General features: G+C 47.0%; 11 protein-coding genes. 3 read left to right on the top strand and 8 right to left on the bottom strand.

The genetic code is table 11. The features are described 5' to 3' along the window. Positions 1 to 185: 185 nt before the first annotated feature. Complete coding sequence (locus tag IAQ59_RS12515) at positions 186 to 827, top strand: TetR/AcrR family transcriptional regulator (protein WP_209331156.1); 642 nt, start codon at positions 186 to 188, stop codon at positions 825 to 827. A 74-nt stretch (positions 828 to 901) separates the two neighbouring features. Here the strand turns inward: IAQ59_RS12515 and IAQ59_RS12510 are convergent, their stop codons facing one another. Further along, positions 902 to 2122, bottom strand: coding sequence for a DSD1 family PLP-dependent enzyme (locus tag IAQ59_RS12510; RefSeq protein WP_209331155.1), 1221 nt, complete (start codon positions 2120 to 2122; stop codon positions 902 to 904). A gap of 209 nt (positions 2123 to 2331) precedes the next feature. Here IAQ59_RS12510 and IAQ59_RS12505 point away from each other — a divergent pair, with 209 nt between their 5' ends. Further along, positions 2332 to 2985, top strand: coding sequence for a Uma2 family endonuclease (locus IAQ59_RS12505; protein WP_209331154.1), 654 nt, complete (start codon positions 2332 to 2334; stop codon positions 2983 to 2985). Here the strand turns inward: IAQ59_RS12505 and IAQ59_RS12500 are convergent. The 3 genes from IAQ59_RS12500 to IAQ59_RS12490 are packed head-to-tail and all read right to left on the bottom strand — an operon-like array spanning position 2982 to position 5047. Further along, a complete protein-coding gene (locus tag IAQ59_RS12500; protein ID WP_209331153.1) occupies positions 2982 to 3734 on the bottom strand; it encodes a hypothetical protein in 753 nt (250 codons plus the stop codon). The two genes, IAQ59_RS12505 and IAQ59_RS12500, sit on opposite strands and share 4 nt — an antisense overlap. A gap of 54 nt (positions 3735 to 3788) precedes the next feature. Beyond that, positions 3789 to 4514: a hypothetical protein gene (locus IAQ59_RS12495; protein ID WP_209331152.1), complete on the bottom strand. Its 726-nt coding sequence runs from the start codon at positions 4512 to 4514 to the stop codon at positions 3789 to 3791. Next, positions 4511 to 5047 (bottom strand): RNA polymerase sigma factor, encoded by a 537-nt coding sequence (locus tag IAQ59_RS12490; protein WP_209331151.1) that lies wholly within the window; start codon positions 5045 to 5047, stop codon positions 4511 to 4513. Before IAQ59_RS12490 ends, IAQ59_RS12495 begins: the two co-directional genes overlap by 4 nt. A gap of 153 nt (positions 5048 to 5200) precedes the next feature. Here IAQ59_RS12490 and IAQ59_RS12485 point away from each other — a divergent pair, with 153 nt between their 5' ends. Continuing rightward, on the top strand, positions 5201 to 6766 hold the full coding sequence (locus IAQ59_RS12485; RefSeq protein ID WP_209331150.1) for a calcineurin-like phosphoesterase C-terminal domain-containing protein: 1566 nt from the start codon (positions 5201 to 5203) through the stop codon (positions 6764 to 6766). A 378-nt stretch (positions 6767 to 7144) separates the two neighbouring features. Here the strand turns inward: IAQ59_RS12485 and IAQ59_RS12480 are convergent, their stop codons facing one another. The 4 genes from IAQ59_RS12480 to IAQ59_RS12465 form a co-directional block, all read right to left on the bottom strand. After that, positions 7145 to 7354, bottom strand: coding sequence for a hypothetical protein (locus IAQ59_RS12480; protein ID WP_209331149.1), 210 nt, complete (start codon positions 7352 to 7354; stop codon positions 7145 to 7147). A gap of 248 nt (positions 7355 to 7602) precedes the next feature. Beyond that, positions 7603 to 8805, bottom strand: a complete 1203-nt coding sequence (locus IAQ59_RS12475) for a redoxin domain-containing protein (RefSeq protein WP_245189579.1) — start codon at positions 8803 to 8805, stop codon at positions 7603 to 7605. Between the two features lie 126 nt (positions 8806 to 8931). Further along, the gene (locus IAQ59_RS12470) at positions 8932 to 9966 is read right to left on the bottom strand and encodes an ABC transporter ATP-binding protein (protein ID WP_209331148.1); all 1035 of its coding nucleotides are present in this window, start codon (positions 9964 to 9966) and stop codon (positions 8932 to 8934) included. Positions 9967 to 9986: 20 nt separating this feature from the next. Next, positions 9987 to 11678, bottom strand: coding sequence for an ABC transporter permease (locus tag IAQ59_RS12465; RefSeq protein WP_245189578.1), 1692 nt, complete (start codon positions 11676 to 11678; stop codon positions 9987 to 9989). Between the last annotated feature and the right edge of the window lie 7 nt (positions 11679 to 11685).

Genomic DNA, 11685 nt, shown 5'->3' with positions numbered 1-11685 from the left:
TTCAGACAGGTATTTCTTCAGGTTCTGAGGAAAATTTTGGGCGATTATTCCTAATTATTCGCATGTTGTATCGGAAACTTTATGCCTATATGTCGTTGTCAGACTCAAATTTGGTAACTTTGGGCATTGTCAATAATTGTTCGTATAATCCGTAATTTTTGGGAGCGGTCTATTAGACAGTCAACATGAAGAAAGGCAGTAAAGTAAATACGAAACAGCGTATCCTCAGTACGGCGATAGAACTGTTTAATAAAAACGGTGTACAAAGTGTTACCAGCAGACACATAGCGACTGAAATGGGCATTAGCAATGGGAATCTGGATTATCATTTCAGTAATAAGGAAGTCCTCTTGCTGGCGATTTACAAACAAATGCGGGAGGAAATGTCTTATTCGTACAAAGAGGTTGATCCCGGCATCAGTAGCTTTGAGCAGATACACCGGCTGCTAGGACATTTAGAGGGATTTCAATACAAATACCGCTTTTTTAACCTGGATGTGTTGGAAATTTCCCGGACCTACCCCAAGATCAATAGACTGCTGAGGAACACGTTTCGGATCAGGAAACAGCAAATGTCCGATATCTTCAAACGGGCCATCCAAGAGGGGTTTTTGGTTAAATCTACCGAAAATCATATCGAGCAACTTCTCCTTTCCATACGGATTGTCATTACCTTTTGGCTTTCCCAAGAAGAGTTGCAGTTAAATGCCAAGCCCAAAAGGGGATCAGGCGGCATGTCGGAGAATATTTGGCTTTTGCTGCTGCCCTATATGACTCAAGAGGGCAAGGAGTTATACAGAACGCTGATCGGAAAAACGACAGCGTAACCAACATCTGCGATATGCCTTTTCTAGGTCAATCTAGCCTTTCCCCTTCGGAAGCAGCCAGAAAATCCATTGCACTAAACAGACATCCCCCGTGCCAAAACCGGAAGTACCTGCTCCACTTTGTCATTACGGATGCCGTAGATCACATCGTATAGGTTTACCGCAGGGTCGCAATGGGGTACAATCACCTCTAGCGGATCACCTACGCGGTAGCCACGGTTCGACTCTTCATAGGTAATGGTGCCGTATTCATCCGATCCGGCATTGTACACAAAGTCCGGTTCACCGATCACCCAACCGCTTGGTTTGTTCAGGGTGAAAGCCTTCGCTCCCCCGTCGGTGATAAGCCGGCCCGCATGATTGGTATTGATCACTGTCGTAAGAACGGTGAGTGCAGCCTCAAAATCATCGAAACGTTCGGGATTTTTCGCTCCACCGATCTCCAGGTATTGGCAGTCCATAAACAAGTAACTGCCCACCTGCACGTCGGTGAAGCCGGGGATTTCATGCATCATATCGTAGGTTCCTGTACCGCCCCCACTGAATATTTCCATATTTAGCCCCGCTTGGTACATCATTTGATACGTGGCTACCACCGGTTCAAAGGTATTCAGGCAGCGGGTTTTTCTGGCTTCAAAGCCCTTCACATGCTGTACACCCCCATCGTAGGCAAGTATTCCGCGAAATCGAAGATTGGGTGACTTGTCCACCAGCTGCGCCAATTGCAAAGCAGGCTGTCCGGCAGGTACACCCGATCGGCGGATGACATCGATGTCCACCACTACGTCTGCCACGATACCGGCGGCCTGTGCGGCTTCTTGAAGGTCGCGTGCATTTTGCGGATTATCTACTGCTTGGATAAAGCCGGCATGCTTCTTCCGGATTTCCATGGCCCGGCGGATTTTCGGTGCCGTTACATTCACACCTGTCATCAGCACGGAATCTATCCCGTTTTCCAGCATTACCTCGGATTCCGAAAGTTTTGCAGCGCATACCCCCACGGCGCCATGTGCAAGCTGCATCTTGGCAAGATCGGGGCATTTGTGCGTTTTCACATGCGGTCTTAGCCCTACACCGCTCCCTCGTAGCGGAATGCTCGCAGCTTTTAAGTTGTGCTCAAGTTTGTCCAGGTCCAAGCACAAGGCAGGGGTATCCAGTTCCCACTTGGACTTGCCTATCGCGGTATGTAACCCTTCAGAGCTACTTGCGGCACGAAGTTGAGGGGTAACCCATAGGCCTGCCCCGCTGAGGGCGGCGGTTTGTAAAAAGCGGCGGCGGTTAAAGGAGGAGCGCATCGGAAGAATGTTAGCTAGGACGAAGGGTTAATTTAGCAAGAAAAATGGGAGGTTGGTAATTTCTTTACGAAAAATGTTTGGCATGAGTGCTGGAGGAGACCTGGAAGAAGACGAGGACGAGGAGGGTTTCAATTGACGAAAGAGGGGTTCGGTCCGGTACTCGTATTTCCCCACTTTGATATTGTCAATGAGTTGACTATATTGGTGTTATGAATCAAAAAAATACATTTAAGTCCATAGATGCGGTCGAAGCAGATCGAAAGGAAGACTCCCCGTCGGTGGCAAAGGAACCCTTTACCGAGTACGGTAGGTATTCGTATGCGGATTACCTTTCCTGGGAAATTGAGGAAATGGTAGAATTGATCAAGGGAAAGGTTTTTCGGGCCGCGGCCGCACCCCGTAGAGTCCACCAAGAAGTATTTGGAAGGGTGTTTACCAAATTGCATAATTACTTGGCGGGACATCCCTGCATGGTCTATGGAGCGCCCTTTGATGTGCGCCTGCCTGTCATCTCCAGAAAGCATGAAGATATAGACACGGTGGTGCAGCCGGATATCTGTGTAGTCTGCGACCGGGACAAGTTGGATGAGCTCGGTTGTGTGGGAGCACCGGATCTGATTGTGGAAATACTTTCTCCCGGAAACAACCGAAAGGAACTACGGAACAAATACGAGGTATACGAGGAGTCAGGGGTGAAGGAATACTGGATCATTCACCCCAACGAGCAAACCCTGCTTGTCTACTTTCTGGAACAAGGGAAGTATGTGCCATCCAGACTTTTTACAGTTGGTGACGTAGTGGCCTCAAGGGCGGTAAGTGGGTTTGAGATCTCCTTGAAAGAGGTATTTGAGGATTTGGTTTAAAAGAACCGAATGCCTACCGTCGGGATGATGGTTTTGGCGTCTTCGGTGAGAATTAGACCAGCGTTTAGTTGGATATTCCCTCTAACATGGGATCGATAGGCAATTCTGAATGTATTGTCCGAGAAAATGGGACCAGCACTTTTAAGCAAGTAACCTGCTTGAATAGTGCTTTTGGCTCTTTTGTATGGATTTATATCAAATTCCGCATTGATGAAAGGGTTATGGTGAACGATCACCCCTCCTTCAGGTTTTTCAGTAAAGAAGTTCGTATTTGTAATGGAGGCCCCTACACCGAACTTCTTCAAGCCAGCCACTATTCGAAGACCCATCTCTGGAGCGAGTCTGCCCCCCACGAAATCTAAACCAACGGGTATACCCAACGTGTACCCGACTTTATGCACAGCATACTTTTGGTTTATATCATTGGTAACATAGTCCAATTGGCTCTCCCAAAAATTTGGATTCAGGTAGTAGTTTCTGACTTCGTTGTCTGATATTTTAACCGCGTGTTTGAGTGATTCGGACATTTTACTTTCGATCACATCTGACTGAAAGTCCTGTGGATTAAAATATACCATTACTGTTGCCGCATTTGGAAGAATGAACTCCAGCGTGTCGCTAAAGTACTGGGGGTTATACTCTACAAAACGCTTGAATGCATTTATGTAGTTGGGCGTGTTATTTTTGATTTGTGCGTGTGTATGTTGTGTTGTAGCACATAGGAGGACGAGAGTAAGTAGTTTTTTCATAAAATAGTTTTTTGTTGTTGAACAATCCATGTAGGTACGAATAAATGGTTCCTACTAGTATTTTTCATATAGGCGTGCGGTTATTGAATTTACTTGAATTCTGAGTTTGCCTTTTTTTCTATTCTCAAATTCTTGGATAGCCGCCAGTTCCTTCTCAGACAGTTCAATTTCAAATCCTTCTATTCTTACCTTCCTAATGGGTTCATCCCACTCGACTATTACGGTTTTCTTACTTCCAAGCAAGGGTTTCTTCCTGTTTTCAGCCACCACTGTTTTGGGTTCTTCCAGCTCGATGGAGTCATAACCTATATCTGGAATTTCAATTTCTAAGTGCAATTCCAAGGCATTAGGCATTTTGTCGGACACGGCCAGGGGTCTCACGTTATTTTGTTGCGTCAAAGATTGCGTGGTATCTGGCGAGACCAATTGACGCTTAAGGGGCATTGGGCCAATAGTTTGGTCGCTGGAAAGTTGAGTTACAAGAAAATCCTCCCAGTTGGAAGCCTTCCGATTTGAAAGCCATCCGATTCCCCAAATCCCGAATATCAACATTGCGGCAGCCGATAGTCGGACAAATGCCACGAATCGTTTTTTTCGTGCGAGTTCTTTCTGAATTCCTAGCCAAAGGCCCTCTTTGGGTTGATGCAACGGCAACTTCCCTTTTAGAATGGAGATTTGCTTTTGAATGGACCTGGTCTCCAATATGCGTTCCCAATTCTTTTCATCCGGAAGGTGCTTCGGCAGGAGGTCTTGCCATGGAATGTTTTTAGGGTCCTTCATTTGGAGTAATAATTTTTGCTAAGACTTTTTTGTAGGCATTTCTTTGCATAATGTAGCTGCGATTTAGAGGTGCCTTCACTTACCTTTAACATTTGGGCAATCTCCCTGTGGGAGTAACCTTCAATTTCAAACAGAACAAACACGGCTCTACTGGAACCTGGAAGGTTTCTGATTGCTAGATCCAACATTTGAGCGTCGATCCACTGGTCAATCATCAGGTCACAGGCTTCGATTTGATCTGGCACCTCCTCAAAGGTGTTTTCAGACCGGGATGCCTTTAGGGCCTTGCGGATCATGATAGTTTTGATCCACGCCCCGAGCGTTGATTCCCGACGGAAGTTTTTGATGTTTTTAAAGACTTCAATAAAGCCTTCTTGCAATTGATCGTTGGAACTATCGTAGTCGTTACATATTCTAAAGATCAGATTGAACATGGCCACCTTGTATTTCTCGAAAAGGGCAAACTGGGCATGTGTATCCTGTTCAATACACGCTTTAACTAGTTCGTTTTCGTTAGAGTAGTCTTTTGCCATATTCAGATTAAAGAGTCTATTATGCGTTCAAAGGTTGGAAACCGTTGACAGAAAAGTTATGCCTTGCCCTATCTAATTGGAAAAGTTTTATCGTCGGGTAGTCTTTTAGCCCCATTTGCTAGGTATTACTATGACACTTCAACAGAGATTTCTATGCAAATTAACTGCTTTTCGGCAATTTTGATGCTTGCTGGTTTTGCCTTGCCGGGCTTGGCACAGGATACAGCTAAGGGCTATGTATACCACGATCTTAACGGCAATGGTGTTCGAGAAGGAAATGAACCGGGTATTTCCGGTGTGCTGATATCCAATGGAGAATCGGTCGTGCGGTCGGATGCACAGGGATACTACGAACTTTCCGCAGCTCCCACGGGAGAGCTGTTTGTCATCAAACCCAGCGGCTATGCAGTTCCCCACAATGCAGACAAACTCCCGCAATACTATTACTGGCATATGCCCACAGGTTCACCATCCACCGAGGTTCCCGGGGTTGCAGCCAGTGGTCCCTTACCCCAAGAGGTAAACTTCGCACTCGTGCAGCAGGAGGAAAGCGATTCCTTCCAGGTGCTGCTCTTTGGGGACCCGCAGGCTAGGGGTCTCAAAGAAGTCAATTACGTCAGCCACGACGTAGTAGAGGAATGCATAGGGACAGACGCGGTTTTTGGTATCACGTTGGGAGATATAGTTGCCGATGATCCGGCGCTATTTACGGAGGTGAGCCAATCCATTGCCCAAATTGGGATTCCATGGTATTACGTGTTTGGCAACCATGACCATAACAGGGACGTAACCGAAGACGATGACCGGGACGGTACCTTCAAACGCGTCTTTGGTCCCAGTTCCTATGCATTTGAGTATGGCAAGGCGGTATTTGTCGTGGTGCGGGATATCCATTATGCGGAGGACGGAAAGTACACCTCTTCCTTTACCGATCGGCAGTTGGCCTTTGTGGGCAATTACCTGGCCGAAATCCCTAAGGATAGATTGGTGGTATTGATACAGCATGCCCCACTGATACGGACGCAGGGAAGGGAGGCCATGTACCGGATCCTGGAGCAATTTCCCCATTCCCTTTCCATCTCCGGCCATACACACACGATGAACCATGTGTTTGTGGATGAAGAGATGGGCTGGCAGGGAGCGAATCCGCACCACCATTTTATCAATGCCACCGTGAGTGGCAGTTGGTGGTGTGGGCTCAAAGACGAAACCGGCATACCCCACGCTACCATGAATGACGGGGCTCCAAATGGGTATACTTTTCTAAACATCGACGGATCCGACTACGCGTTGCGCTTTAAGGCAGCAAGGCGTCCCGCCGATTACCAAATGAATATCTACTTGGCAGATGACATTCAGACAGCGGAGTTGACCGATTCGGAGGTGGTGGTCAACGTCTTTTCGGGCTCACAGGGGTCTACCGTCGAAATGCGGGTTTCGGGTCAGAAAGAATGGCTTCCCATGGATTTTACTCCAATGCCGGATCCCTACAATGCATGGATGCACAGCTTAAGTCCCTTTTTGGACCTGCGGCTTCCGGGGGGCGAGCGGACCGATGAGGCGTTGGGGTGGAAGATGGATCTTCCCCGAAACTCCTTTCATATATGGTCGGCCAAATTACCCGAAGGTCTAGCGCTCGGCACCCACTACCTGGAGGTCAGGACCCGCGACATGTTTGGTCAGGAATGGTCCGGGAAGCGGATATTTAGGGTGAGGTGAGAAGGGATTCTTTTCGGGATTACAAGGTTAAAATAAACAAGAAACTAATTTGGTAATCCTTCTCTGATATTTTTTGTATCAAACAAGAATGGACATTGCGGGGGCCTCAATACGAAGTAATGATTTTTATTTCTACAGTTGGTATAGAAACAAAACCGCCCCTTCTGACTTGGAAGGAGCGGATGTATGCCAGAAGACATGTTAGGTCTTGATCGCTTTTCTAAAAAAGTGAACAGCAGATAGCGTCAATGAAACCGAAACGAAACTGAATAAGATTATCGATATCTCATTTATCACAACTAAATAGATCGATAATCCGACTAGGATAACACAAATGGATGCGAGTGTTCTACTTAAATTTGTCATTTCTAATTTAGTTTAGGCATATCCAAGTTGGCAGGCCAATACACCACCGTATCCGACTGCAAAACTTGCAACGGCAATCCAGCCGACGGGACCAAGTGCTAAGCTAAGGCCTCCCAATATCATTCCTGCAGTGGCTATGGCATTACCAACATTTGAACAATTATTGGTGGTTCTTGTACCTCCCAACAAGCTCTCCATTTCAATTGAACTAAGCTCTCTCATACAACGGTTGATTTAAGTTAAACATGGATTAAGGTTTGACAAAAATATCTGCCATGACTGAAAAAAAATTTCAGTCTCCGATTTTTTTATCGATTAAATTAGCTTTAACTCCGTCTCGTAATATTTGACACATGTGTACGCATGGTGATTTCAGATCGAGCTGGCTATTATAGACTTACTTAAAGTTGAATTTGGGAAAACGAAGGTTGGCAAAACAATTATTAGGTCACCGTTTCTCTAGAAAAAAATCAATAATACCTTCCCATCATCGGGTGATCGACGATTTTCCGCTTCAGATCCAGTGGGTCGATGGTGCCGGGAATTCGTTCATACACCTTTCCGCCGGGTTCGATCAACAGCGTCAAGGGCAGGCTGCCGTCCCAGTCATTCTTCACCACATCGATGATGGCATACTTATCATCGTTGTCAACCAAGTAATTATTTGTCGCGGAGTACTTGTTTTTGAGGAATTTCAATGCCTTGTCAAAAGCCTCCGGATTGTCCAGACTCACCGAGGCAAATTCAAAATCACGGTCGCCGTACATGCGTTGAATTTCAATAAACTCGGGATATTCGACAATGCAGGGACCACACCAGGTAGCCCAGAAGTTGACCAGCAGTAGGTTATCGCTGGGGTTTTGTAGCAGCGCGCTTAGTTCATCGAGGTTAAGCTTTTCCAAGGTTACCGCTTTCTTTTTCCAGTCTTCGTTTACCTTGATGGTCCATTCGTTTTTCCAGGCCCATTTAATAGAACAGCCAAAGGCGGGAGTGACGGCCCGGTCGGCAGGAAGCGCCTCACCTGCCAGTGTCTGCTCAATGGCATACACCAAATCCTCCGACTGGCCGGTGCCCGGTTTTTCGGAGGCATCTATTCGGCCCTGATAGGTGAGTTTGCGGTTTTTGTCAAAGACAAACACATGCGGAGTTGCCGTTGGACCGTACAGGGTAGAAAAATGGTGCTCGTCCCCATCGTAAAGGTAGGGAAAGCGGTAGTCCATGTCTTTGGCCCGGATTTTCATGGCCTCGAAGTCGTCATTCAGGTCGGTGTAGCCCAGTTCCTCGGGCAGTACGGCGATGGGGCTATTGGGAGAAATGGCCAAAAAATCTACGCCTTTGTCGCCATAGTCTGCCACCAGCTTGTTAAACCGCTCCTCATAGGCCTGTGCGGTGGGGCAATGGTTGCAGGTGAAGTTGATGACGAGGACATCCCCATCAAAATCGGCTAGGGAATAGTTTCTGCCATCGATGCCCGGTAGGTCAAAATCCGGCGCTTGGTCTCCAGGCTTTAGCGTGGCGATGGCTTTTTCAGCCACTACCTTGGGATTTGGTTCGAAGGCTGGAGAGCCTGTTTCTGAGAGATCTTGTGGTCGGTTTGGATTACAGGCCTGTATACTCAGCATAAGCATGATCAGAAAACAGGCAACAGCTTGGTACGGGAATTTTGTCATCATTACGCCCTTGGTTTAATGGGATAGATGACTGAATGTAGGAAAATATTTTAACAATGTAAAGAGGCAGGTCAGGAAACGAAGTAGCTGGAAGTTTGCTGCGCAGATACCTGGCACGAACAGACATGGTCAGATTTCTTCTACTTGAAACTGTTTGACAGTGAAAAAGATAACTGCATTTATTTCGTATATACGGCTGGTATGGGTACGTGCCTTGATCGTTTTTCCTTCTTCGTCTTGGATTTTCAGCAGTTGATGGTCGCCAAAGTAGGTGCTTTTCACCAACTTCCCGGACATGGGTTGTTTTTCGTTTTTCTCCACCCGCACATTTTCCGGCCGAAAGCACAACCGTACTTGACTGTTGAATAATTTGGAGCGTTCGTCTGGAATAAACCCAAAGCCAGAGTAGAAGCCTTCCTTTGTAGGTGTGGCCAGCAGCTCGTTTCGTTTCCCAAAAAAATTGGCCACGTATCCGTTTACGGGGAACTCGTACAAGTTTCTGGGGGTATCGATCTGTTGAAGGTAACCTTTATGTAGGATGGCAACCCGGTCAGAGGTGGACAGGGCGTCCCGGGTATCGTGGGTGACAAAGATGGCCGTCACACCGGTGTTTTTGATTATCTGCCGGATCTCTTCCCGTACTTGGTCTTTTAGAATGGTATCCAGGTTACTAAAAGGCTCATCCATCAAGAGAATGGACGGACTTGGCGCGATGGCTCTTGCCAAGGCAACGCGTTGCTGCTGCCCTCCGGAAAGCTGATGGGGATATTTTTTGAAGTTTTCGGTCAGGCCTACCAGTGCCAGCGTGTCCTTAGCCAATTTGTCGGGATCTGCTACCTTGCCTTTCAGGCCGAATTTCACATTATCCAGCAGAGACAGGTGCGGAAACAGGGCGTAATCTTGGAAGACCATGCCCACATTTCGTTTGTTCGCAGGGACAGACATCTTGCCTTCTACAATTTTTTGCCCTTCCAGGGAGATGTATCCGCTATCCGGATGCTCCAGGCCGGCTATCAAGCGGAGCAAGGTGGTTTTTCCGGATCCACTCTCACCAACTAACGAAACAATCTCTCCCTTTCTCACCTGGAAGGAGACATCGTTTACAGCGAACTGCTCGGTTTGTAAATATTTCTTATGAACGCGATGAAGCTCTAATATGGTCATTCAGAATAGCCCTCTTTTCCTTAGATGTTTTTGCTTCTGATCAGCCTGTTAAGGAAAATGATGGGAACAATACCCGTCAGGATGATGATCAGTGAAGCATTTGCCGATTCTGCTATCATTTCGTTGGTAGCCATATCAAAGGCTTTGGTTGCCAAGGTATGATAGTTGAACGGACGAAGGATCAAAGTTAAGGGTAATTCTTTTAAAACATCCACAAAGACCAGTAATATGCCGCTGACCAGGCTGGTCTTGATCAGGGGAAGATCCACTTTCCATAGGGTCTTTGCCGTCCCCTTGCCCAATAGCCTGCTGGCTTCGTTGACGTGTATTCCAATCTTTTGAAAACCCGAGTCGATTGGGTTATATCCTACTGCCATAAACCGCACCACGTAGGCAAAAACCAAGGCGAAGAGTGTTCCTGAAATCACCAGACCGGTGCGATTGGAGGCCAATTGGTCGATGATCCAATGATCCATGGCAATAAGGGGGATCATGATACCTACTGCTATCACCGCCCCAGGGATTGCATAGCCCAAAGTGGATATCCGGGTGATGTTTTTCAGCCACTTAAAGGGGCTCAAGCGTAGGCTGTAAAGAAGGATTACGGAAAGTATTGCGATGATCGTGCCGGCACCTGTCGCTAGGCTGAAGCTACGAAATACCAACAACAAAAAATTCCAATCCATCACCTTGGCATGGGTAAGGTATACCCAGTGAATGATCTGTAAAAGGGGGATGAAGAAGCTAACCATGAATACCAACAAGCAGATGGACATAAATGCCCATTTCTGAAACCCCCTGGCACGTAGCCTTACTAGAGGCTTATTCATGCCATTTCCTTGTGCAAACCGCCGGTTTCCCCGCTGTAGGCTTTCTACAAACAGAATGAGAAACACCATGGTCATAAGAATAGCCGCTAAATAAATGGCGGTGGAGACGTCGCCCATAGAAAACCATGCCCGAAAAATGCCGGTAGTAAAGGTATTTACGCCGAAGTATTTGACGGTGCCGTAGTCGTTTAATACCTCCATGGAGGCCAAGGCGATTCCACCAACAATGGCCGGCCGGGCCATCGGCAATGCTACCCTTATGAAGGTATGAAAATTTCCCTTTCCCAACAGGTAAGAGGCCTCTTGCAACGTTTTGGATTGCTGTAGGAAAGAAGCCCGTGTCAGTAGGAAAACGTAGGGGAACAGGGTGATAGAAAGGATGAAAATCGCACCGGGGATATTCATCAAATCAATCAGGCTCCCGGTGACCTGGATATCTAAAGAGTTGCGAAAAAAGGTTTGAATGGGACCGGAGTAGTCCAGCAATCCCACATACGTATATGCCATGATGTAGCCTGGGAATCCCAAGGGCAATATCAGCAGCCATTCGAAGTATTTCCGTCCGGGAAATTCATAATTGGTAAGGAGCCAAGCACAACTTACCCCCATCAAAAATGTGCAGCTGGCAACGCCTGCCAGAATCAGTAGCGTATTCTTAAAATAACCGAACAGCAGGGTTTCGGATAGATGGGTCCAGGTACTTCCGGGAGGTTCAAAGATCTTGACAAAGATAGTCAGCAGCGGCGTGGCTATCAGCAAAAGTATCAATATGGAGCCCAGAATCCAGTAGTTCCACCAGTAATAATTTTGTCTGTAGGTATGCAAGGTAGATTCAGGTGATGAAATGGTTCTGGGCCGAAGCCTTTCACGTCCCAGAACCATTACTAGA

Source organism: Lunatimonas salinarum, from assembly GCF_017811155.1.
GTDB lineage: Bacteria > Bacteroidota > Bacteroidia > Cytophagales > Cyclobacteriaceae > Lunatimonas > Lunatimonas salinarum.
This window is presented reverse-complemented; position numbering and strand designations above follow the sequence as displayed.

Bases quoted from the DNA above. Each gene is read 5' to 3' on its own strand.
- IAQ59_RS12515 (WP_209331156.1), top strand. From the start codon at position 186: ATGAAGAAAGGCAGTAAAGTAAATACGAAACAGCGTATCCTCAGTACG.
- IAQ59_RS12510 (WP_209331155.1), bottom strand. From the start codon at position 2,122: ATGCGCTCCTCCTTTAACCGCCGCCGCTTTTTACAAACCGCCGCCCTC.
- IAQ59_RS12505 (WP_209331154.1), top strand. From the start codon at position 2,332: ATGAATCAAAAAAATACATTTAAGTCCATAGATGCGGTCGAAGCAGAT.
- IAQ59_RS12500 (WP_209331153.1), bottom strand. From the start codon at position 3,734: ATGAAAAAACTACTTACTCTCGTCCTCCTATGTGCTACAACACAACAT.
- IAQ59_RS12495 (WP_209331152.1), bottom strand. From the start codon at position 4,514: ATGAAGGACCCTAAAAACATTCCATGGCAAGACCTCCTGCCGAAGCAC.
- IAQ59_RS12490 (WP_209331151.1), bottom strand. From the start codon at position 5,047: ATGGCAAAAGACTACTCTAACGAAAACGAACTAGTTAAAGCGTGTATT.
- IAQ59_RS12485 (WP_209331150.1), top strand. From the start codon at position 5,201: ATGCAAATTAACTGCTTTTCGGCAATTTTGATGCTTGCTGGTTTTGCC.
- IAQ59_RS12480 (WP_209331149.1), bottom strand. From the start codon at position 7,354: ATGAGAGAGCTTAGTTCAATTGAAATGGAGAGCTTGTTGGGAGGTACA.
- IAQ59_RS12475 (WP_245189579.1), bottom strand. From the start codon at position 8,805: ATGATGACAAAATTCCCGTACCAAGCTGTTGCCTGTTTTCTGATCATG.
- IAQ59_RS12470 (WP_209331148.1), bottom strand. From the start codon at position 9,966: ATGACCATATTAGAGCTTCATCGCGTTCATAAGAAATATTTACAAACC.
- IAQ59_RS12465 (WP_245189578.1), bottom strand. From the start codon at position 11,678: ATGGTTCTGGGACGTGAAAGGCTTCGGCCCAGAACCATTTCATCACCT.